Below are 21,645 nucleotides of genomic sequence, written 5' to 3' on the forward strand. Positions count from 1 at the left end.
TGCCAATTCAGCGACCGGGCCTGAGAACTCGAATTCGATGCAGAAACCAATCGGAGTTCTCCTTATGCATGCCCGCAATCCATTCAAAATTTTCGCTACTGCTACACCGGGTCACGCCCACCACCGCCCAAAAACCGGAGGTGCCCAATGACCAACCCCCAAGACCTGAAAACCATCGGCCTTACCCCTTTTTCCTACCACGCCAACCAACCCCTGTTCCGCATCAACGCCGGCGTCCCGGTCATCCAGGCCCTCTCCCACGCCTCCGACCTGCTCCACATCGCCAAACTCCTTGCATCAGACGCCGCCATGGTCCGCGACACCGACCGACATGCCTGGGCGTCGCATTTTTTGCAGGATATGAGTAAGGCGATCATTGATGACGTAGCGAAGGTGCTCGATGCACCGGGTAACAATCGTAACCAGTGACGTCGTCACGTAGACCCAAGCCGCACGCATAAAAAAGCCCCGAATCAATCGGGGCTTTTTAGTTTCCGGCTCACACTTCGCTGACCTCAAACACAAACGAAATCTTCCGGCTGCTCGCACTCCACACATAACGAATGTGCTTGCCTTGCTTCGGGATAGACACGGCCGGCGGACGAAACGCAGCGACACACTCATGCCCAGGTAGACGAACGCTGTTGTAAAGCAGCCCCCACGACAAGGTTTCGCGCAGTTGCCGGGCAAACGCTTGTGACGGCCCGTAAGCGTCAGGATCCGGGTTGTGCAGCTCGGGGTAGTGTTGGCGAACGTCATGTATCGGTTTGACGACTTTGTTGACGTAGGTGCGCAGGGTCAACTCGATGTCGGGCTCGTTGGTCGCGGCCAGGAAGCGTTCCTGGTGATAGCTCGTTTCGGCGATGGCGGCGGCCTGGCTGCTGGCGGCGTAGTAGACGCCGTAGGTGCCGTCGGTGAAGCGGCTGGTTTTACCGATGTGGGTGAACGCGGCCATGACCGGTGATGAGCCGGGGCCGGAGATTCGGTCTTCGGGCAGCACGCGGGAGAGCACGCCGGCTTCTTGCGCCAACCGGTCGTTGGTCAGGGCTTCCAGGGCGTAGGCGGTTTGCAGGTCTTCGGGGTCGAGCACGTCTTCAAACAGGGTGATCGGGGGGAACGCGCTGTTGATCATCCGGTAAGCACGGTTCCACTCGGGGAGCGCGACTTCCGGGGCCATCAGCCGCGGACGCCATCGAGGTAGCGACGCACGTCAGCGATGTCCACCACCCGGCCGGCCAGCATATAGCTCAACGCGGATTGACCATTGAACGGGGCGGCGGTGTTCGGGCTGCTGACCCATTCGTAGGCGCGGTCGCGGTTGTTGCTGAAGATGATGCTCAGCGCTTTGTGGATGCCCATCAGGTAGGAGATGCGCTCCAGGGTGTCATGCGGGAGACGCACATTGGGCGGCAGGTGTTTGTATTTATAGAAGGTGGTGTTGCCGACTTTGCCCAACAGCGTGCGCTGTTCTTCGGTAGTGCAACCCCAACGCTCCATCAGGTTGAAGAAGAACTTGAGCGCCACACGGCCGGCTTCCGGGGTGTCGAGTTCTTGGGGAGCCGTGCGGACGGGGGATGAAGTGGCCATTGGAAGGACTCCTTCGGGCAAAGGGATATGCCTTCAGAGTAGTACAGATCCGAACATCTTTTAAATTTTTGTTCGCTTACGGATTTTCTAAGGCTTTTCGACGATCACGGTTTCCACAGTGATTTGCTGAATCGCCCGAAACGGCGCCAGTGCCGCTTCATCGGCCGTAGCACCGGTAATCAACCGCCATTCCCGCTCAATCGGCGTCCAATGCTGTTGCCGCGCACGACCGAGTTTGTCGGTGTCGGCGAGGACAACAATCTGCGCCGCACGCTTGATGATGCATTCCTTCAGATACGCCTGCTGCGCGCTCGCTTCGCACAAACCAAACTCGGCAACCACGCCGTCAGCACCGAGGAAGGCTTTGTCGACGCTCAACCGGCTCAACGTCAGCTCGGCCAACGGCCCCAACGTGCTCATGCTCGAACCGCGCAGATCGCCGCCGATCAAGGTCAGTCGCACGCCCGGCGCATTGGCCAGGGTCATCACGGCCAGCAGGTTGTTGGTGACCACATGCACGTCTTGTCGCGAGCACAAATGATGGGCCAGCGCGGCGCAGGTGGTGCCGCCGTCGAGCAATACAGTGTCGCCGTCCTGGACGTGAGCCGCTGCCGCCTGGGCGATGGCGTCTTTCTGCTCCCACTGGCTGGTCTTGCGCTCTTCCAGTGAAGCTTCCGGCTCATGCACGCCAACCACCGCGGTCGCGCCACCGTAGGTGCGCACCAGATGCCGCTGTTTGGCGAGCATGGTCAGGTCGCGCCGCACCGTCGCTTCCGAGACCCCGAGCGCCGCGCTCAATTGCTCGACGTTGGCATCGCCAATACGCACGAGATCGAGGATGGCGCGGTGGCGTTCGGAGGCTTTCATGGCGGGTCTCGTTGTGTGGACGGTGGTCGATCTTACACGACAGCGTCCCTGCGACTCATCCCCGTCGCGTGGCAAGCTCCGCACCCTGGCGCAGTGCTTCGAGCAGGCTGCGTTCATCGGCAATGCCCTTGCCGGCGATATCGAAGGCGGTGCCGTGGTCGACCGACGTACGGATCACGTCCAGGCCGACGGTCACGTTCACACCCGCTTCAAGTCCCAGCACTTTGACCGGGCCGTGGCCCTGGTCGTGATACATCGCCACCACCAGATCGAAGTCGCCGCGTCCGGCACGGAAGAACAGCGTGTCGGCGGGCAGCGGGCCCGTCACGTCAAGGCCGCGCTCCTGCAACAGCTTCACCGCCGGGATGATTTTTTCTTCCTCTTCGCCATAGCCGAACAAACCGTTTTCGCCGGCATGAGGATTGATCCCGCACACGCCAATACGCGGTTTGGCGATGCCGGCCTTGATCAGCGTCGCGTTACCGCGCTCGATCGTGCGCTGGACCAGGCCCGGCTCGATCTTGCGGATCGCGTCGATGATGCCGATGTGGGTCGTGACGTGAATCACCCGCAACTGCGGCGCCACCAGCATCATCGACACTTCGTCGACGTTGGTCAGGTGCGCGAGCATTTCGGTATGGCCGGGGTACTTGTGGCCGCCGGCGTGCAGCGCTTCCTTGTTCAACGGCGCGGTGCAAATCGCATCGATTTGTTTGGCCTGCGCCAGCTCGACGGCACGGGCGATGTATTGATAAGCAGCGTCACCGGCAATGGGCGAGAGCTCGCCGAACGGCAGGTCGTCGGGAATCAGGTCGAGGTCGATGCAGTCAATGGTGCCGGCCTCGTACAACGCCTGGGAGGCATCCTCGATGCGGCGCACTTTGGCGCTGCCGCCGACGATGACATTGGCCTGCTCAAGACGACGGGCATCGCCGATCACCAGCGGCCGGCACTGTTGGTAGACGACGTCATGAGTCAGGCTCTTGACGATGATTTCCGGACCGACGCCCGTGGCGTCGCCCATGGTGATGCCGATGATGGGGAGGTAGTTGCTCATAGTGTTCATTCGAGTCCTTGGATTCGTGTGCGTTTGGGCGGGGAGCGATCGGCGCTATCGCTCAGGTGTTGCCATGCCGCGTACAACGCGTGATCGCTGCCGAACGCGCCTGCCTTGGTAACAATTGCGGGACGATGGCCCTGCCGGGAAACGGTCGGTCGCGCGAAGGCGACGCCGGCTTCGATTTCCGTCAGCAATTGCAGGCTGTCGATCCCGACAGTGGTCAATATGGCCCGCGCCGTCTCGCCGCCCGTGGCAATTAGGCCACCGACCTTGGCGAAGTGCGGTTCTACCAGCACAGCCAGCATGGTCGAGAGTTGCGCGCCCTCTTGGGGATCGAACGCCTCATCGCGGCCGATGCGCAGCAGCAGATCGCTCCAGCCGTCGAGTTGCTCGCCGATGCGCGCCTGCCAGATCGCCCAATCGCCATGGGTTGTGCCTTGGCGAAGGACCTCAGGCGGAACGACCAATTCGCTGACCCCACCGCGCTCTTTGAGCAGCGCGCACTGGCGTTCGCAGACGCCGGAGAGGCTGCCGACGAGTATCAGAATGGGTGCCTGACTTTTTTCGACGGCATCGGGTTCGATGGCCGCATCGCGTACTTCGGAGAAATCAGGAAGGCTGGCTATTTCCCGCGCAAGGCCACCCGAACCGATCCAGAACAGTGGCTGGTCCATCGACGTGGTCAGGCGCGCGAGGGTTAGCAAGTCGTCTTCGGTTTGCGCGTCGACGATCAACGCCTGCGTGCCGCTGCGGGCGACTTCGGCAATGTGCCGGGCGAGCGCGTCTTCGTTGCCGCGCAAGGTGTCGAGGTCAAGTTTCGCGGTGGTCAGACCTGCGGTGACAAGCATCGCTTCGACATCGGCCGGGCGGTCGGCATTTTCCAGTTTCCAGGTATCGGTGGTTTCCAGCGGCTGGTCGTTCACGAACACCCGACCGCCGCGCAACGTACGGCCGGTGGCGGGGAACGCCGGGGCGACAATGGCCAGTCCCGCCAACGGTTGCAGAGCAGCGACTTCCGCCGCCCAGTTGCCGCGCAGAGTCGAATCGATTTTCTTGTACAGCCGCTGCCCGGGTTGATGCAGTGCCTTGAAGGCGGCGACGGTACGCTCGGCGGCCCGCGCCGGTGAGAGGCGTCGGGTGTCCGTGTCGGCGGCAATCACTTGAGCGTCAGCCTTGTCATTCAAGGGGTCGAGCGTGACGACCGTTTGCATTCCCGCGCTCGCAAAGCCGATGGCGCAATCCGCCGCGCCCGACAGATCGTCAGCGATGATCAGCATCCTCATCGCAAGGCCTCCTGCTTTTGAGGTTCAATTTCCGGCTCAGGAATGGCGATGGGGTTGCGCTGCTGCACGCGCTTGGCGACGGCGGCGGTGAGCAGCGGCGCGAGGATCGCGGTCACTACGACGCAGGAAGCCACCAGGATTGTCGCGCTCTTGGCTGCTTCGGCGTACACCGGATTGGCTGCCGCGATCAGCGCAGGGACGGCGGCGGCATTCCCGGCGGTGGTGGCTGCTGCAACACCGGCGACGCCAGTGCCGCCGGTCAAACGATCGGCGAAGAACAGCGGGATCCCGGTCAAAACGACAACCGCAACACCCATGCCGAGCCCCAGCAAACCGGCCTGCCAGACGTTATGCAAGTCCAGACTGGCACCGAGAGCCAGAGCGAAGAACGGGATCATGACGGGAACGGCTTTGGCCAGGAAATCGCGCATGTCACGGTCGAGATTGCCCAACAGCATGCCGAGCGCCAGTGGCAGGATGCTGCCCACCAGCGTCGGCCAGGGAAATGCCGACAACCCAGCGATGCCCAAGGTGACCATCGTCAGAAAAGGACCGGACTCCAACGACATGACCGAGTAGGCGCCGACGTCTTCGGAGCGACCGTACTGCCCCATCAGCGCCATATATAAGCCGCCGTTGGTGTCGTTCATCGCAGCGACCACCGCCAGCGTTGAAATGCCGGCGAAGAGGCCTGACGAAATCGGCTGCTCGCCCAGGAAGTGCCCAAGCACAATACCAATGAGGACGGCGATGCCGACTTTGGTTGCGAGCAACGTGCCGCCCTTCTTGAGCAGGTAAGGCGTGGCTTTGATATTGATGCTCGCGCCCATGCAGACGTAGAACACCGCGAGGATCGGCAGCGCCCCGGTGAACAGTGCATTGGTGAATGAGCCGAAAAACTTGGGAGTGTCGGGCAGGAAGGTTGCCACCAGCGAGCCAATCAGCAGGGGCACGATCATCATGCCGCCCGGTATGCGCTCAATGGTGCGTTTAATAGGAAATTGGGCCACGAGGGTCTCCTTTTATAATTGTTGGGTAAGACGTACACCACCTCGAAACTGACTGAACCGATCATTTACTGATTGTTTCAGTCAAATTTATCTTAGGCCTTCGGTTTAATTTGCGCAAATCAATCATTCAAATGATCGTTTCGATCATTCGCGATGGAAAATCTAGGCTGTGACGGGAAGCTCGAATCGCCAGGTGACGCAAGCCAGAGCCCTGCAGCGCCCACAAAAAAGCCCCGAACCAGTCGGGGCTTGTGTTGAGAGGCGCTACTTGAACAGTTCGGAATGACTTCCGAGATCAACAAATGTGATCAGATCGGAGCGCGTGTGCTCATAAATCATCAAGAAATCACCGCCTATATAGCACTCTCGAAATCCAGCCCAATCCCCCGTCAACGGATGATCCAGATACTCGGCTGGCAATGGCTCTCCCAGAAATAGCATGACCATCACCTGACGGACTTCATCCATGTCACGGCGTCCGGCCCGCTTGTAACGTTCCCACGACTTCTTGAATTCCGATGTTTGCGCGCACTGTTTTGGCAGCTCAGCGCGTTTTTGCTTTTTCTCCGGTTTCGCCATCAGCGTCCCTCAGCATGTCGTCTATCGAGTCGAACCGCTGGCGAATATCTCGTGCTTCCATCATGGCGCGGGCCGTCTTCTCCGAGGGGACGCGTACCTCAAACGGGAGGCCCTGAGTTGCTACAACCTGACGAAGAAAAAGACGCATGGCATCACTGATGCTCAGGCCGCAAGCGCTCAAGACTTCAGTAGCCCGAGCCTTCAAATCCTCATCAATGCGGCAACGCACGTCTGTGGTTTTCAGTAATGCACCCATGGTAATAACCTCATCGTTAATTTGTAGCTACATTGGCGCTACCTCGAGCATTGTGGTTGAGCGGGATCTTTTTGGTCAACTTCAGCGTGATGGACGGCTCGAAAGCTTAGGAAGCATGATAATCAGCTGGATTCCTCGCCCAGTATTTCAACTGTTTGAGCTCGCGATGAATATCAGCTTGATCCCTTTCCTACTCGAGAACCGTCCTGGTTCAACGCAGGAAATAGCTGAGAGCGTTGAGCTCTAAATCGCGCCCACAAAAAAGCCCCGAACCAGTCGGGGCTTTTCCTTTCTCAGCCTTGCATCAGGCCTCGATGGTGCAACCGATCATCAGAAAATGTTGATCGGGTAATCCACGAACACACGCACTTCGTTACCGCTGGAGTTGTACTCACTCGATTTCTGCGAGACACGCAGGATCGAGCTGCGCAGTTTCACGCTCAGGTCTTTGGCCGGGCCGCTTTGCACGACGTACTTGAACTGGTTGAAGATTTCGCGCTCGGTACCGCCTTCGCTGGTGGAGGTGGTGATGTTGTCGCCGCGCACGTAGGCGAAGTTGTAGCTCAGGCCTGGAATTCCGAAGGTGCTGAAGTCGAGGCCGTAGCCCAGCTGCCAGCTGCGTTCGTCTTCGGCGTTGAAGTCGGACCAGTAGGAGTTCGCCAGGTAGATAGTGTTGCCGCCGTCGCCGACGCGACCTTGATCTTTCTGGTAGCCGCCGTAGGCGTAGCCCAGGTTGCTGTCGCCGGTGCTGCGCTGGTGGGCGAGCGTGAACGAGTGCGCGCCGGTGGCGAATGTGGCGGCCAGGCTCCAGATTTTGTTGTCGTCGCCGGTGACGATGCTTTGGCCGGGCACGGTGTTTTCGCGGACGTAAGAACTGTCCAGCTTGGTGCGGTAGCCGTTGAAGTCCAGGGTCAGGGACTGATCCTTGTCGATCGGGAACATGTAGTTGGCGTTCACGTATTGCTTCTTCAACACGTCTTCGACGTCGGAGGCGTACAGCGCAGCCTTGAACTGTTCGGTGAACTGGTAACTACCGCCCAACACGTTGATCGACTTCAGGCCGCCGCTGTCATGGCCTTCAGCGCTTTTGCGCGATTCGGCGGTGAAGCGACCGGCGTTCAGCTCCAGGCCTTTGATCTCCTTGGAGGTGATCAGGGTGCCGGTGTAGCTTTCCGGCAGCAGACGCCCGTTGTCGTAGCTCAACACCGGCAGGACCGGCATCTGGTCGCCGTAAGTCAGAACGGTGCTGGATAGGCGGAATTTTACCGCGCCACCGGCCTTGGCCAGATCGCCGGCCGGGTTACCGCTGTCGCCTTCCTTGAAGAAGTCGATGCCTTGGCCGCCGCTGTGGCTACCACGGTCCAGACGCAAGCCGTACAGACCAAAGGCATCAACGCCCACGCCGACGGTACCTTGGGTGAAGCCCGAGGTGTAGGTGCCGATGGCAGCCTGACCCCATTCACGCTGGTCGTCGTTGCCGTCTTTTTTGTCGCGATTGATGTAGGCATTGCGCAGCAGCACTTTGAGGCTGCTGTCTTCAACAAAACCCTTGGATTCGGCCTGGTCGTTAGCCATGACCTGTGTAGCACTCAACATCCCCAGAGCGATCAGGCTGATTCGCTTGTTCAACATGTTGTTCTTTTCCTTATGATCGGTTGATACGCGCTGCGTCGAACGGCTGAAACGGCGCTATCGCACTCTTTTTTCACCCCAAACAAAAAGGCCCGCGCACGAAGAAATCGTGGCGGGCCTTTTAGTTATTTTATGAGTCATGGCGGTTAGCCACAGGCGTGGGGCGAATCCTAGCTGCGCCCTTAACGATGTGTCAATTTCATGAATCGTCTGTAAACAGGCGAAAAACGTCTAAGAAATCACTTGTCGACGTCAATCGGCGCAGCCGTTCAGGCCACAGGCTTGAAGCTCCGATGACGACGCTTGTGCGGGAATCGACTGACTCAGCCATGCCGCAAAGGCTTGCGGCTTGCCGAGCCACGGGCTGATATCGATCAGGGTGAATTGGCCGTTGTGTTCCAGGGCGAAGGTCGGGAAACCCTGGCCGCCGACTTCGGCCAGCAACGCTCGACTGTCCTTGATGTGGCGATCGGTTTCAGCTGCTTTGAAAGCCGCCTGGAACGCTTGAGGTTCCAGACCGATGTCTATCGCGAGTTCTAACAACACCGCTTCATCGGCAATGCGTCGACCTTCCTCGTAGTGAGCACTCTGCAAGCGCCCCAGCAACTCCAGTCCGCGGCCGGCGATCTGCTCGGCTGCCAGCACCGCGGCAATCGGCGGTGCGGAATCGAAAACCGCCGTCTCATCGCGCAACAACCCTTCGAAATACGCCTCGCCGAACGGCTGGCCGGTGTACTCGGCGATACGCCGGTCATGGGGCATCACGTAGTTACGCAGTTGTGGCGAGACGGTCTGGCGGTTGGCGCCGGTCATCATGCCGCCGCCGTGGGCGATCACTGGCAACACAGCCTGGGCGGCTTGCACCAGCGGTTTTGCGCCGTAGCACCAGCCGCACAACGGGTCGTAAATGTAGTGAAGGATCATGGGAAGACTCCGGCAAAAGCGTAGGAAAACGAGATGCCGGCAGATTAGTCCTCCGTCCGTTTCTGAAAAACGCTGGAATGGCTTTCAGTCTGTTTCATGAATCGGTCGAATGGCCTAACGACCCCACTGTCGCCATCTCGACACAATTCGAAATAATCAAACAGCGGAACCTTTCAAGAATAATTAACGGAAGCAAATAACAAGCATTACCATTCGCACCCTCGAATTACTCCACCCTTTCGGATGCGCTTCAGATGCCTGCCCCCTTTCGCCTCACGCCCGTTACCCTTGGGCTTTCTGCATTTCTCTCTGCCGGTTTTACCTGCGCCGCCCCCACCGTTTTACCCGAGACGTCGATCAGCGCCGAAGCTGAAGCCGATGACCCGCGTGTGAAGGAAACCAGCACCGCGACCCGCACCGCCACGCCGGTGCGCTACGTTCCACAAGCCATCGACTCGATCAAAACCTCGAACGTCGTGGATTACGGCACCAACGATCTGGGCACTGCGCTGAGCGGCATCCCCAACGTCAGCAGCGGCGCCGACACTCGCTTCGACAGCCTGCGCATCCGCGGTTTCGACGCCAGCAACGACTTCTACCTCGACGGCATCCGTGACGACAGCCAATACGTACGCGATTTGCACAACATCGAACGCATCGAAGTCCTCAAAGGCCCGGCCGCTGTTTTATATGGTCGTGGCAGTCAGGGCGGGATCGTCAATCGGGTCAGCAAACTGCCTGAATTCGGTCGCCGCTCGACCCTCGAGGCCCAAGGCGGCAGCGATGATTTGCGCAGCCTCTACGCCGACCTCAGCACCGACCCGAGCGAGAACATCAGCCTGCGCCTGAACATGGGCAACATGGATCAAAACAGCTTCCGCGACGGCGTGAGCGGCAATCGTCAACTGTTCGCTCCGTCGATGAGCTGGCAACTGACGCCGGACCTGAACTGGCTGGTGCAGTACGAATACAGCCGCTACAACCGTACGCCGGATCGCGGTATCCCCGGTGTAAACGGACGCCCGGCGGACGTAGGACGGAATACGACCTACGGCAGCGAACACGATTTCATCGACGACAAGTCGCAATCCCTGCGCTCGAAACTCAGTTATGAGCTCAGCGACAACTGGCAGCTGCGCCACACCCTGGGCGTGTTCAAGCTCAACAGCGATTTCGACAACACCTACCTGACGGGTTACACCCCGGCGACCAACAAGGTCACGCGCCAGCACTGGCAACAGGACCTGACCACCCGCAATGTCTACAACAACGTCGAACTGGAAGGCGGTTTCGACACGTTCGGCCTTGAGCATCGTTTGCTGACCGGCATCGAAATCGGCAGCCAGCGGCGTGACCCTACGTTGTATAACGCCGCCACCGGACGCGGGACTCAGCCTGTACCGGCACTGGACCTGTACAACCCCGACCGCAATTTGCGCCATACCGGGCGGATGCAGGTTTCCAGCAGCACTCACACCGAAGTCGAAAGCCGTGCGGTGTACGTGCAGGATCAACTGCGTCTGAACGATCAATGGCAATTGCTGGCCGGCTTGCGTTACGACACCTTCGACATCGAGTCGACCAACAAGCTGCGGGACATTTCCGAAGACCGCGACAGCCATAGCACCAGCCCGCGTGTAGGACTGGTGTGGACGCCGCTGCAGAATCATTCCTTCTACGCCTCCTGGACCAAGACGTTTTCCCCGGTCGGCGGTGGTTTGATCGGTATCACCCCGGGTGCCGCCGGCAACAGCAACGACCTGAGTCCCGAGCTGACCAAGCAAAAGGAAATCGGCGTGAAGAGCGACTGGCTCGATGACCGCCTGAGCACCACGCTGGCGATTTACGAACTGGAACTCTACAACCGCCGTACCAGCGATCCGAATGATCCAAGCGTGACCTTGCTGACCGGCGTGCAACGTTCCCGCGGGATCGAGCTGACTGGCACCGGCAAGATCGCTGGCAACTGGTACGTGCGCGGTGGCGTGGGTGTGCAGGACGCGACGGTCGAGAAGGACAACAACGGCTTTGAAGGCAAACGCATCAGCAACGTGGCCAAGCATAACGGCAGCCTGTTCCTGACCTGGAAACCGGAAATGGGCTGGTACGCCGAAACCGGTCTGACCCTGGTGGGCCAGCGTTATGCCGACAACCTCAACACCACCGTCCTGCCGGGTTATGGCCGTTGGGATGCATTGGCCGGGTTCCGGCAGAAAGATTGGGATTTGCGCGCGGCGCTGAACAACATCAGCGACAAGACCTATTACTCATCGGCCACCAGCGCGGCGCAGATTCAGCCGGGTGAACCGCGTAGCGTGGTCGTGACTGGCACCTATAGCTTCTAAACACCCGCCACCGACTGATCGTTCCCACGCTCTGCGTCCGCTCTTGGGACGCGGAGCGTCCCGGGCTGCATTCCCACGCGGAGCGTGGGAACGATCAAACCAGAAAAACCTTCGCCCATAAAAAAGCGCCGCCATCCCGGCAGCGCTTTTACCAATCCGTTGTTTTTTCTTCTTATCCTTCCATCACATCCCACAACGCTTCCAGCTCCGCTTCGCTGAATAAACCAGCGGGGTAGCGTTCGATCATCATCCGGCGCGGATCAGGTTCTCTGATCTGACGCGTTCCATTGGACTTCAACCAGTGCGCCAGGACCTGGAGCGATTCGCTGTTTACTGCCAGGGGATGCAACGCCCGCTCGCTCACAACATTCATTTCGGCGTTCATTTCCGCGCTCTCTCCTGGTTTGTGAGCGGCTAACTTATCCAAGGTTTATGACAGAACATCGCAGTTCTCCCCCTCCCTGTTTTGCACCATGAGAGATACAAGAGCTGTGCCAAGGTTTCGCAACTGTCGACAAGTGGATACAAAAAAGCCCGCAGTCCTGAAGGACTGCGGGCTCTCTACAAGATGGGAAGCCAAAACGCTTGCCGAATCGATTCTGCAATCAACTCAAGCTGTTACAACCCCACTCACTCCTTGTGCGGTGCTGGCTGTTGTTGGGTAAGGCAGTGGATGTTACCGCCTCCCAGTAACAGTTCGCGGCCGGGCACCATCACCACTTCGTGCTGCGGGAACAGAGCCTGCAAAATCTCTTTTGCCGGGCCATCCAACGGATCGTCGAAGCTCGGCGCGATGATGCCGCCGTTAACGATCAGAAAGTTCACGTAGGAACCGGCCAGACGAACGGTCGGATTTCTTTCTTGAGTCCCGTCCACCGGGTCCACACCAGCGCACTCTTCTTCGGTCGCATACAGCGGCCCCGGAATCGGCATCTTGTGCACCGTGAATGGGCGACCCTTGGCGTCGGTGCTGCTTTCCAGCACTTTCATTGCCGCCTGGCAGCGCGGGTAGTTCGGGTCCTGCGGGTCATCGGTCCAGGCCAGCAACACTTCGCCCGGACGCACGTAGCAGCAGAAGTTATCCACATGGCCGTCGGTTTCGTCGTTGAACAAACCGTCCGGCAGCCAGATGATTTTATCCACAGCCAGATTCGCGCTGAGCACCGCTTCGATTTCTGCACGGTTCATGTGCGGATTGCGATTGCGGTTAAGCAGGCATTCTTCGGTGGTGATCAGCGTGCCTTCGCCATCAACGTGGATCGAACCGCCTTCGAGCACAAAGCCCTCGGTGCGGTAGCGCTGGCTGCGCTCGATCTCGAGGATCTTGCCGCCGACCTGGGAATCGCGATTCCACGGCGAATACAGCCCCCCGTCGAAACCGCCCCACGAGTTGAAGTCCCAATTCACACCACGGACTTCGCCACTGTTATTGATGACAAACGTCGGGCCGGTGTCGCGAACCCAGGCGTCGTCGCTGGACATTTCCACCACACGAATATTCGGCACGTCCAGACGGGCACGGGCGTTTTCGTATTGGCCGGCGGAAACCGCCACGGTCACCGGTTCGAAACGGGCAATGGCTTTGGCCACCGCGACGTGCGCGGCTTGCGCCGGTTTGCCACCCAGGCGCCAGTTGTCCGGGCGCTCGGGCCAGATCATCCAGGTCTGGGTTTGCGGCGCCCATTCGGCCGGCATGTAAAAGCCGTCGGCGCGAGGGGTGCTGTTCAAAGTGGTCATAGCGATCAGGACTCCAGGGATCCGTCGAGGGTCTTTAGTGTGCCATACAGGTTCGGGCGACGATCACGGAACGAACCCCACGCGCTGCGGATGTGCTCCAGTTCATCCAGGTCGAAGCGCTGAACCAGCACACCTTCTTCGGTTTCATTGAGCTCTTGAACCTTCTCGCCGAACTGGTTGGCAATGAACGACGAACCGTAGAAGGTAATGTCGTAGCCGTCCTGCTCTTCGTTACCGATGCGGTTGCTGGCGATCAGCGGCATCAGGTTGGCGCCGGCATGGCCTTGTTGCACGCGCTGCCAGTGATCACGGGACGAAATGGTCTTGTCGTGTGGCTCGCTGCCGATCGCGGTCGGGTAGAACAGGATTTCCGCGCCCAGCAACGCCATGCTGCGAGCGCATTCCGGGAACCACTGGTCCCAGCAGATGCCCACGCCGATTTTCGCGTAACGGGTGTTCCAGACTTTGAAGCCGGTATCGCCCGGATTGAAGTAGTACTTTTCGTGGTAGCCAGGGCCGTCCGGGATATGGCTTTTACGATAAATCCCGAGGTTGCTGCCGTCGGCATCGATAATCGCGATGCTGTTGAAACGCGCGCGGCCCGCCAGTTCGTAGAAGCTGATCGGCAAAACGACTTGCAGTTCTTTGGCAACTTTCTGGAAGTGCTTGATGGCGACGTTGTCTTCAACGGTCGTGGCCAGCTGCAGGTAATCCGGGTTCGGCTTCTGGCAGAAGTAAGGAGCCTCGAACAGTTCCTGGATCAGGATGATCTGCGCGCCTTTCGCCGCGGCCTCACGGACCAGCCGCTCAGCGGTCTCGATGTTGGCTTCAAGGTCCCAGGAACAGGCCATCTGGGTAGCGGCGACGGTAACGATACGGCTCATGAATCATCTCCGGGGCAATTGCTTTAGGGTCGAAGGTGGCATCGACCAATGACAGAAAGAAGAATGACGACTTTATAGCCGATAAAAATCGGCTTTAAAAGCGATAAATATGCCTCCCATCTAAAACAATGCACTTAAGATCGATAATAATCGAACTGAACGCGATCCCCTGTGGGAGCGGGCTTGCTCGCGAAGGCGGTTGATCACTCAACATTGATGTCGACTGATACGACGCTTTCGCGAGCAAGCCCGCTCCCACATTAGTCCGTGTACATCGAGAAATACCGTTTACAGCCCTTCATCCAAAACCTTCGACAGCATATCCACGAAGAAATCCACGCTCTGACGCGAGGTCACCATCGGCGGTTTGATCTTGAGGATGTTCAGGTAATCGCCGGTCGGCTGCATGAAGATCCCCAGCTCGCGCAACCGGTCACACAGCGCCGTGGTTTCTTCGGTTGCCGGTTCCAGGGTTTCGCGATTGCGGATCAACTCGACACCCAGATAGAAGCCGGAACCATGCACCGCGCCCACCAGCGGATGAATATCGATCAGCGCTTCGAGCCGTTCCTTGAAATACCCGCCCACGACCTGAGCGTTTTCCCAGAGCTTTTCTTCTTCCATCACATCCAGCACCGCCATGCCGATCTGGCAACTGACCGGGCTGCCGCCGGCCGACGAGAAGAAGTAACCCTCAGCCTCCAGAGCTTCGGCGATTTCCCGACGGGTGATCACCGCGCCCAACGGCTGGCCATTGCCCATGCCTTTGGCCATGGTGATGATGTCCGGCACCACGCCCTGCTCTTCGAAACCCCAGAAAAAGTTGCCCATGCGGCCGTAACCGACCTGCACTTCATCAGCGATACAAACGCCGCCCTGAGCACGAACCAGCGCATAAACCTGCTTCAAATACCCTGGCGGCAGCGAGATACCGCCGGCATTGCCGTACACCGGTTCGCAGATGAAACCGGCCAGCTGACGCTTCTGCTCGGCAATTTTCGCCAGGTTGTGTTCGACACTGCGCACGTAGTCCGGCGCACTATCCGGTCCACGGAATTCGCCGCGATAGGTGTTCGGCGCGGTGACCGGATGCACCCAGTCCGGACGGCTGCTCAAGGCCTTCGGGTTGTCGGCAATCGAAGTCGAGACCGCGTCCGCGCCTACTGTCCAACCGTGATAGGCCTCGAGCACGCTGAGCATGTCGCGACCGCCGCTGTAGGCCCATGCCAGACGGATTGCCAGGTCATTGGCCTCGCTGCCACTGTTGACCAGGAACACCCGGTCCATGGAGTCCGGCGACAGTTTCAGCAAACGTTCGGAGAACTCGGCAATCGCCGCGTAGTTAAAACGCGAGTTGGTGTTGAGCAACGTCCACTGACGACTGGCGACAGCAGCCATGCGCGGATGACCGTGGCCCAGCACCGCGACGTTGTTGAGCATGTCGAGGTAGGAGCGGCCCTGCATGTCAATTAGGTGATTACGCCAGCCACGTTCGATGCGCGGTGGGTCGACGTAATAGTGCTTCTGGGTACGGGCGAAACTGGCGTCACGACGCGCCAGCAACGTCTGCGAATCGAGCTCCTCTTCAGCGTCACAGGCCAATCCCAGCAGCACCGCCGGTGACGGGCACAACGCTTGCCAGGCCGCAGCGCGAGACGGCGTGCAAAACAAGGGCGCATTGAACGAAGCGCCTCGGCACAACTGCACGATCAGTGGCCCGCTGACCGAACCCAGCACCTGGCCTTTGACCAGCGCTGCGCCCGTGTGCAGCGACGGCGTCACGCCCCACAACCGCACGCTAAGTTGCGGGCCATCCAATTGCAGCACACCTGCCGCCGGCTGATGCACCACCCCGGCAAACGGTGACTCGACCGCCGTGCCGTGGGGCACGCGCAATTCGACGTGCAATGGGCACGTGTCCGGTTCAGTGGCGCTGTCCGGCCGGGTGCGGGACAAGCGATATTGCCCATAACGACTGGCCGCCAGACCATGAGCCGCGGCAGCTTCGGTCAGCAGACGCTGATCGATCCCCTCCTGCTCCCAGTTGCCGGCCTCAAAATGCGGACTGAGGACACCCAAATCGATCAACGCAAACTCACGCCCGACCAGACTCGGCAACAGCGGCGCGAAGCCTTCGCTACCGATGCTCGGCAGGTTCTGGCCGACGGCGGTCAGGATCGCCGCTTCCATCAACGCCAACGGCACCGATGTAGCGACGCGGAAAATCTCCCACTCGTGGGTGAGGTTGTCGCGGCTGTACGCGTTGCCAGGATCGATGCTGACCTGCTGTTCGCCACTGAGCACCAACACCGCCGCACGGGCGACGATCAGCGGCCAGAGCGCCAGTAGCTCTTCCTGCGTGAGCGGATTGACAGCGTGATAGGCCTGGACCGCCGGCAAAATGTAGAAAGGATCGCCATCGGCATGGTGCAGCAGCGCCGCACACGTCACCGACAGATCAGTAATGCGCCAGGTACGAACCAGGTCGCCGAAATCGATCACACCCTGCAATTGCCACTGGCGTTGCGAATCTCGCTGCCACACCACGTTGTCGTCGGTGATATCCATGTGAATGGCCTGCACCGGCAGCTTATCCACAAGCGGCTGCAAATGACGCTCGGCCTGTTCAGCCGCATCGGCAATCAGCCGACGTTGCTGGTCGTCGTTGATAACCGGCAGCAAATGCGCGATCAACGCGTTGGCGTGACGGGCGTCCCATTGAAGGGTGCGTTCGAGGCCCGGATGGTCGAAGCCGGCCAGCGCCAGGTCCATTTCACCGCAGAGTCGACCGAAGCCGGCCACCACTGAACCGGGCAGATGATCCAGGTGTGTGAGCGACTGGCCTTCGATGTAATCGAGCAAGCGCACATGAACCGATTGGCCGCCGAATTCCAGGGAAAGCAGGTCTGCACCGTTTTTGGCGGAAATCACTCGCGGCACATGCACATCGGGGTGCTCACCCAAATGCTTGAGCCCGGCGTGCTGAGCGTGCAGCTCCTGCGCCGAGTAGTCCCCACGGCAGATTTTCAGGACAAAACGCCCCTGGTCGCTGTCGACCCGAAAGTTAAGATCTTGCTGGCTACCAAGGGCCTGCAACCTTCCACTCAGCCCGTAATGTCCCTTCAGCAGCTCAAGCGCTTGCTCCGCAGACACTTGCGGGCTGGGCAAACTGGCGCGATGAATCAACGTGGCGAGTGGCATACAACGACCCCTGAAATTTTATTAGGCGCTTATATCGCCACTGCTTGGGGCGATACGCAACCCCCCTACAAGCCAGTAACCTCTCAGGTGAACTTTCCTACGCCAATTTCGGATTGCCTTCCGCTGGGGGAAAACAAAATACTGCGGCTGTACGCAAAGAATGCGCCAGGGCATATGATCAACATAGCCTTCCTGACAAAGCCTTTTTTCATCGTGGATGATGAAAATTTGTTCACGTCAATGAAAACGGACAGTGCCTATAGTCCAGGCACTGGTACTTCGGCGAGGTGAATATAGCGAACGATGGCGCGGATTAAGACCGCTGGAGATACAAAACCTTCAGCGCCTGAACCACAGTCGACTCGCGCCTGCCATCACTTTGCGCAAGAATGACGCCTATCAACGCCTATTGCTGGAGAAAGACCATGAAAGTAGTCACCACCGACCTTCCCGGTGTTCTGATCATCGAGCCCAAGGTATTTGGTGACGAGCGTGGTTTCTTCTATGAAAGCTTCAATGCCAAGGCTTTCAAAGAAGCGACTGGCCTGGAAACGAATTTCGTTCAAGACAACCATTCCCGCTCGCAAAAAGGCGTATTGCGCGGCCTGCATTACCAGCTGGAAAACACTCAGGGCAAACTGGTTCGCGTCACAGCCGGTGAAGTGCTCGACGTGGCTGTGGACATTCGCCGCAGCTCGCCACATTTCGGCAAATGGGTGGCCGTGCGTCTGTCCGCCGAGAACCATCGTCAAATGTGGGTCCCGGAGGGTTTCGCCCACGGTTTCGTGGTGCTGAGCGAGTTCGCCGAGTTCCTCTACAAAACCACGGACTACTACACCCCGTCCGCCGAGCGCAGCATTCGCTGGGACGACCCGGACCTGGCCATCGATTGGCAACTGGACGAAGCACCGCAACTGTCCGGCAAAGATCAGGCTGCCGCGTTCTTCAAGGACGCTGACGTCTTTTCCTGAAACACCGTCTGAATCTTCACCCCGCAAGCGTGCCTGACCCACGGCGCGCAGACTGCGCCCGCAAGCCTAGGCATAATGCGCCTGTACCCACAGGCGCTCGATGCTCATGACTCCGACCCTTCCCCGCAGACCCCGCTGGCGCAGCCTGGCCCTGCTCGCGCTGTGCCTGGCGCCATTGCTGTGGCCGCTGGAGCATCTGGCCGAGCGTTACTACCGCAGCGAACTGGCCGGTCAGAACCGTCAGACCCTCGACCTTTACGTCGCCAACCTGCTGGGCACCCTGCACCGTTATGAAGTGTTGCCGCAGATCCTCGGCGATCTGCCGGCCCTGCGAGCCGTCCTTGGCGCGCCCGATGATGGCGTCACCCAGGGCAACGCCAATCGCTTGTTGAAAAACATCAGCGCCCAGACCGGTGCCGAAGTCATGTACCTGATGGACACCTCGGGCAAGACCCTGGCCGCGTCCAATTGGGACAAACACGACAGTTTCGTCGGGCGTAATTTTTCCTTCCGGCCGTATTTCAGCGAAGCCATGGCCGGGCGGCTTGGGCGCTTTTTCGGTTTGGGCACAACCTCGGCCAAGCGCGGTTATTTCTTCGCCGCCGCCGTGCGTAACGGCGAAAAGATCATCGGTGTGCTGGTGGTCAAGGTCGACCTGGACCACACCGAAAGCCTCTGGGGCAAAACCCCGGAACAACTGCTGCTGACCGACCATAATGGCGTGGTCATTCTCACGTCGCGACCCGAGTGGCGATTCCGCTCGACCCGCCCGTTGGGCGAAGAGGAAAGTAAGGCAATCACTGCGATTCAACCTTATCCGACCCGTGATCCCAAGCCATTGCGGCTCAACCCCAACGCCTGGCTGACACAAACCCAGCCCATCGCAGAAACCGGTTGGAACGTCAGCATCCTCGCCCCACGCACCCTGATCGATCGCCCGGTACGCACGGTCGTCGCTATCGGCGGCGCGACATTGTTGGTGTTGATGTTGCTGCTGGGGCTGATGATGCAGCGCCGCCGCCATTACCTTGAACGAATCGCCTTTGAAGCAAAGGCCCGTCGCGAGCTGGAAGGTCGGGTAGCCGAGCGGACCAGCGACCTCGAAGGCCTCAACCGTCGACTGAAACAGGAAGTGCTGGAACGCGAACAGGCCCAGCAAGAGCTGGTTCGCGCTCAGGATGATCTGGTGCAGGCCGGCAAACTGTCAGCCCTTGGCACCATGTCGGCGAGCATCAGCCACGAATTGAATCAACCGCTGGCGGCGATCCGCAGCTACGCCGAAAACGCCGAAGTGCTGCTCGATCATCAGCGCACCGACGATGCGCGCGGCAACCTCAAGCTGATCAGCGAACTGACCGGGCGAATGGCGTCGATCATCGCCCACCTGCGCGCCTTCGCCCGGCGCGATCGCCACGCCCCGGAAAGCGTCGCCCTGCAACCGGCGCTGGACGATGCGCTGGCGCTGCTGGCCAAGCGTCGACGCAGCATGGAAGTCGAGCTGATCCGAGACTTGCCGGCCGCCACCCTGTGGGTCGAGGCGGGGGAAACCCGTTTGCGTCAAGTGCTCGGCAATCTGCTGGCCAACGCCCTGGACGCCCTGACGGAAAAAGGCCCGCCGCGTAAGCTCTGGTTGAGTGCCCAATCCACTGCCGACGGCGTCAATCTGTACATTCGCGACAATGGCCCCGGGTTCTGCCTGGAGGCACTTGGCCGCGCCAGCGAGCCCTTCTATACCACCAAGACCCGCACTCAGGGGCTTGGGTTAGGGTTGGCGATTTGCGAAACCCTGATGCGCGCCTTCGGTGGTGAACTGTCGTTCTCCAACCACAAGGAAGGTGGCGCCCTGATTACCCTGAAGCTGCGTGCAGGCGCACCGGGTGTGAGCCTGCAACCGTCCGAGGACCGAAGTGCATGACCATCGACAACCGCATCCAGGTCGTGCTGATCGACGACGATCCGCACCTGCGTCAGGCCCTGAGCCAGACCCTGGACCTCGCCGGCCTGAAAATCCTGCCACTGGCCGAAGCCAAGGGCCTGGCCGCACAACTGGAGCGTGACTGGCCCGGCGTGGTGGTCAGTGACATCCGCATGCCGGGCATGGACGGTCTCGAACTGCTGACTGAACTGCATGCCCAGGACCCGGAGCTGCCAGTGCTGCTGATTACCGGTCACGGCGATGTGCCACTGGCGGTGCAGGCCATGCGCGCCGGGGCTTATGACTTTCTGGAAAAACCCTTCGCCAGCGACGCCCTGCTCGACAGCGTGCGCCGCGCCCTGGCCCTGCGCCGGCTGGTGCTGGACAACCGCAGCCTGCGTCTGGCCCTGAGCGATCGCAATGAGCTGAGTACCCGACTGGTCGGGCAATCGGCGCCGATGCTGCGCCTGCGCGAGCAGATTGGTGCATTGGCGGCGACCAAGGCCGATGTGCTGATCCTTGGCGAAACCGGCGCCGGCAAAGAAGTCGTGGCCCGAGCGCTGCACGATCTGTCGAGCCGTCGTAACGGTCCGTTCGTGGCGATCAATGCCGGCGCCCTGGCCGAGTCGGTGGTAGAAAGCGAGCTGTTCGGTCACGAGCCAGGCGCCTTTACCGGCGCGCAAAAGCGCCGCATCGGCAAGTTCGAATTCGCCAATGGCGGCACGTTGTTCCTCGATGAAATCGAAAGCATGAGCCTGGATGTGCAGGTGAAGTTGCTGCGTTTGCTGCAAGAGCGGGTCGTCGAGCGCTTGGGCGGCAATCAGCTGATCCCGTTGGACATCCGCATCATCGCCGCGACCAAGGAAGACCTGCGCCAATCCGCCGATCAGGGCCGCTTCCGTGCCGACTTGTATTACCGCCTGAACGTTGCACCACTGCGTATTCCACCGCTGCGCGAGCGCGGCGAAGATGCGTTGATGCTGTTCCAGCATTTCGCCGACGAAGCCAGCGCTCGCCACGGCCTGCCACCCCACGAGTTGCAACCGGGACAACGCGCGCTGCTGCTGCGCCACACCTGGCCGGGCAACGTGCGGGAATTGCAGAATGCCGCTGAACGCTTTGCCCTGGGCCTGGAACTGGCCTTGGACAACAGCACGGCGGATGGCGCTGTCGGCATGACAGTCGACGTGGTCAGCGGCGGTCTCAGCGAACAAGTGGAAAACTTCGAGAAGAGCTTGATCGCCGCCGAACTGGCGCGCTCTCACAGCTCGGTGCGCAGCCTCGCCGAAGCCCTTGGCATCCCACGCAAGACCTTGCACGACAAACTGCGCAAGCACGGACTGAACTTCGCCGACGGTGGCAGCAGCCACACCGACGAACCCGATTGAGCTACC

19 protein-coding genes are annotated in these 21,645 nt (G+C 59.9%); 5 read left to right on the plus strand and 14 right to left on the minus strand.

Annotated features, from left to right (window positions below; translation table 11 throughout):
* Positions 1–147 precede the first annotated feature (147 nt).
* A complete protein-coding gene (locus tag ASC74_RS26880) occupies positions 148–429 on the plus strand; it encodes a DUF3077 domain-containing protein (protein ID WP_056745530.1) in 282 nt (93 codons plus the stop codon).
* Positions 430–499: 70 nt separating this feature from the next.
* On the opposite strand, the gene ASC74_RS26885 is transcribed toward ASC74_RS26880, so the two are convergent.
* The 10 genes from ASC74_RS26885 to ASC74_RS26935 all read right to left on the minus strand — a co-directional run bounded on the left by ASC74_RS26885 (position 500) and on the right by ASC74_RS26935 (position 9,198).
* Positions 500–1,177, minus strand: a complete 678-nt coding sequence (locus ASC74_RS26885) for an RES family NAD+ phosphorylase (protein WP_056745532.1) — start codon at positions 1,175–1,177, stop codon at positions 500–502.
* Positions 1,177–1,587 carry an MbcA/ParS/Xre antitoxin family protein gene (locus ASC74_RS26890; RefSeq protein ID WP_056745534.1) on the minus strand — a complete coding sequence of 137 codons (411 nt, stop codon included), beginning with the start codon at positions 1,585–1,587 and terminating at the stop codon, positions 1,177–1,179. The genes ASC74_RS26885 and ASC74_RS26890 overlap by 1 nt, the downstream gene beginning before the upstream one ends.
* Before the next feature lie 87 nt (positions 1,588–1,674).
* A complete protein-coding gene (locus ASC74_RS26895; RefSeq protein WP_056745536.1) occupies positions 1,675–2,454 on the minus strand; it encodes a DeoR/GlpR family DNA-binding transcription regulator in 780 nt (259 codons plus the stop codon).
* 55 nt (positions 2,455–2,509) lie between these two features.
* Positions 2,510–3,511, minus strand: a complete 1,002-nt coding sequence (pdxA, locus tag ASC74_RS26900; RefSeq protein ID WP_056745537.1) for a 4-hydroxythreonine-4-phosphate dehydrogenase PdxA — start codon at positions 3,509–3,511, stop codon at positions 2,510–2,512.
* 5 nt (positions 3,512–3,516) lie between these two features.
* Positions 3,517–4,797 (minus strand): four-carbon acid sugar kinase family protein, encoded by a 1,281-nt coding sequence (locus ASC74_RS26905; protein WP_056745539.1) that lies wholly within the window; start codon positions 4,795–4,797, stop codon positions 3,517–3,519.
* Entirely contained in the window at positions 4,794–5,807 is a 1,014-nt protein-coding gene (locus ASC74_RS26910) for a 2-keto-3-deoxygluconate permease (RefSeq protein WP_056745540.1), read from the minus strand. The genes ASC74_RS26905 and ASC74_RS26910 overlap by 4 nt, the downstream gene beginning before the upstream one ends.
* A 264-nt stretch (positions 5,808–6,071) precedes the next feature.
* A complete protein-coding gene (locus tag ASC74_RS26915) occupies positions 6,072–6,386 on the minus strand; it encodes a type II toxin-antitoxin system YafQ family toxin (protein WP_056745542.1) in 315 nt (104 codons plus the stop codon).
* On the minus strand, positions 6,352–6,642 hold the full coding sequence (locus tag ASC74_RS26920; RefSeq protein ID WP_056745544.1) for a type II toxin-antitoxin system RelB/DinJ family antitoxin: 291 nt from the start codon (positions 6,640–6,642) through the stop codon (positions 6,352–6,354). The genes ASC74_RS26915 and ASC74_RS26920 overlap by 35 nt, the downstream gene beginning before the upstream one ends.
* A gap of 330 nt (positions 6,643–6,972) precedes the next feature.
* The gene (locus ASC74_RS26930) at positions 6,973–8,274 is read right to left on the minus strand and encodes an OprD family porin (RefSeq protein WP_056745548.1); all 1,302 of its coding nucleotides are present in this window, start codon (positions 8,272–8,274) and stop codon (positions 6,973–6,975) included.
* Positions 8,275–8,526: 252 nt separating this feature from the next.
* Entirely contained in the window at positions 8,527–9,198 is a 672-nt protein-coding gene (locus ASC74_RS26935; protein ID WP_056745550.1) for a DsbA family protein, read from the minus strand.
* Positions 9,199–9,452: 254 nt separating this feature from the next.
* Here ASC74_RS26935 and ASC74_RS26940 point away from each other — a divergent pair, with 254 nt between their 5' ends.
* Positions 9,453–11,543, plus strand: coding sequence for a TonB-dependent receptor (locus ASC74_RS26940; RefSeq protein ID WP_056745553.1), 2,091 nt, complete (start codon positions 9,453–9,455; stop codon positions 11,541–11,543).
* A gap of 172 nt (positions 11,544–11,715) precedes the next feature.
* On the opposite strand, the gene ASC74_RS26945 is transcribed toward ASC74_RS26940, so the two are convergent.
* From ASC74_RS26945 to ASC74_RS26960, 4 genes are all read right to left on the minus strand, one after another.
* Positions 11,716–11,928 (minus strand): hypothetical protein, encoded by a 213-nt coding sequence (locus ASC74_RS26945; RefSeq protein ID WP_046045525.1) that lies wholly within the window; start codon positions 11,926–11,928, stop codon positions 11,716–11,718.
* Between the two features lie 245 nt (positions 11,929–12,173).
* A complete protein-coding gene (aguA, locus tag ASC74_RS26950) occupies positions 12,174–13,280 on the minus strand; it encodes an agmatine deiminase (RefSeq protein WP_056745555.1) in 1,107 nt (368 codons plus the stop codon).
* A gap of 5 nt (positions 13,281–13,285) precedes the next feature.
* Positions 13,286–14,164, minus strand: coding sequence for an N-carbamoylputrescine amidase (aguB, locus tag ASC74_RS26955; RefSeq protein ID WP_056745557.1), 879 nt, complete (start codon positions 14,162–14,164; stop codon positions 13,286–13,288).
* 288 nt (positions 14,165–14,452) lie between these two features.
* Positions 14,453–17,365, minus strand: a complete 2,913-nt coding sequence (locus ASC74_RS26960; RefSeq protein ID WP_056745559.1) for an aminotransferase — start codon at positions 17,363–17,365, stop codon at positions 14,453–14,455.
* Positions 17,366–17,790: 425 nt separating this feature from the next.
* Here ASC74_RS26960 and rfbC point away from each other — a divergent pair, with 425 nt between their 5' ends.
* The 3 genes from rfbC to ASC74_RS26975 all read left to right on the plus strand — a co-directional run bounded on the left by rfbC (position 17,791) and on the right by ASC74_RS26975 (position 21,639).
* Complete coding sequence (gene rfbC, locus ASC74_RS26965) at positions 17,791–18,336, plus strand: dTDP-4-dehydrorhamnose 3,5-epimerase (RefSeq protein WP_056745562.1); 546 nt, start codon at positions 17,791–17,793, stop codon at positions 18,334–18,336.
* Between the two features lie 106 nt (positions 18,337–18,442).
* Positions 18,443–20,251: a sensor histidine kinase gene (locus ASC74_RS26970; protein ID WP_056745564.1), complete on the plus strand. Its 1,809-nt coding sequence runs from the start codon at positions 18,443–18,445 to the stop codon at positions 20,249–20,251.
* Positions 20,248–21,639, plus strand: a complete 1,392-nt coding sequence (locus tag ASC74_RS26975) for a sigma-54-dependent transcriptional regulator (RefSeq protein ID WP_056745566.1) — start codon at positions 20,248–20,250, stop codon at positions 21,637–21,639. The genes ASC74_RS26970 and ASC74_RS26975 overlap by 4 nt, the downstream gene beginning before the upstream one ends.
* Positions 21,640–21,645: the final 6 nt, after the last annotated feature.

The sequence above is a fragment of the Pseudomonas sp. Root329 genome, from assembly GCF_001424925.1.
Taxonomy (GTDB): domain Bacteria; phylum Pseudomonadota; class Gammaproteobacteria; order Pseudomonadales; family Pseudomonadaceae; genus Aquipseudomonas; species Aquipseudomonas arabinosi.

Bases quoted from the DNA above. Each gene is read 5' to 3' on its own strand.
- ASC74_RS26880 (WP_056745530.1), top strand. From the start codon at position 148: ATGACCAACCCCCAAGACCTGAAAACCATCGGCCTTACCCCTTTTTCC.
- ASC74_RS26885 (WP_056745532.1), bottom strand. From the start codon at position 1,177: ATGGCCCCGGAAGTCGCGCTCCCCGAGTGGAACCGTGCTTACCGGATG.
- ASC74_RS26890 (WP_056745534.1), bottom strand. From the start codon at position 1,587: ATGGCCACTTCATCCCCCGTCCGCACGGCTCCCCAAGAACTCGACACC.
- ASC74_RS26895 (WP_056745536.1), bottom strand. From the start codon at position 2,454: ATGAAAGCCTCCGAACGCCACCGCGCCATCCTCGATCTCGTGCGTATT.
- pdxA (WP_056745537.1), bottom strand. From the start codon at position 3,511: ATGAGCAACTACCTCCCCATCATCGGCATCACCATGGGCGACGCCACG.
- ASC74_RS26905 (WP_056745539.1), bottom strand. From the start codon at position 4,797: ATGAGGATGCTGATCATCGCTGACGATCTGTCGGGCGCGGCGGATTGC.
- ASC74_RS26915 (WP_056745542.1), bottom strand. From the start codon at position 6,386: ATGGCGAAACCGGAGAAAAAGCAAAAACGCGCTGAGCTGCCAAAACAG.
- ASC74_RS26920 (WP_056745544.1), bottom strand. From the start codon at position 6,642: ATGGGTGCATTACTGAAAACCACAGACGTGCGTTGCCGCATTGATGAG.
- ASC74_RS26930 (WP_056745548.1), bottom strand. From the start codon at position 8,274: ATGTTGAACAAGCGAATCAGCCTGATCGCTCTGGGGATGTTGAGTGCT.
- ASC74_RS26935 (WP_056745550.1), bottom strand. From the start codon at position 9,198: ATGATCCTTCACTACATTTACGACCCGTTGTGCGGCTGGTGCTACGGC.
- ASC74_RS26940 (WP_056745553.1), top strand. From the start codon at position 9,453: ATGCCTGCCCCCTTTCGCCTCACGCCCGTTACCCTTGGGCTTTCTGCA.
- ASC74_RS26945 (WP_046045525.1), bottom strand. From the start codon at position 11,928: ATGAACGCCGAAATGAATGTTGTGAGCGAGCGGGCGTTGCATCCCCTG.
- aguA (WP_056745555.1), bottom strand. From the start codon at position 13,280: ATGACCACTTTGAACAGCACCCCTCGCGCCGACGGCTTTTACATGCCG.
- aguB (WP_056745557.1), bottom strand. From the start codon at position 14,164: ATGAGCCGTATCGTTACCGTCGCCGCTACCCAGATGGCCTGTTCCTGG.
- ASC74_RS26960 (WP_056745559.1), bottom strand. From the start codon at position 17,365: ATGCCACTCGCCACGTTGATTCATCGCGCCAGTTTGCCCAGCCCGCAA.
- rfbC (WP_056745562.1), top strand. From the start codon at position 17,791: ATGAAAGTAGTCACCACCGACCTTCCCGGTGTTCTGATCATCGAGCCC.
- ASC74_RS26970 (WP_056745564.1), top strand. From the start codon at position 18,443: ATGACTCCGACCCTTCCCCGCAGACCCCGCTGGCGCAGCCTGGCCCTG.
- ASC74_RS26975 (WP_056745566.1), top strand. From the start codon at position 20,248: ATGACCATCGACAACCGCATCCAGGTCGTGCTGATCGACGACGATCCG.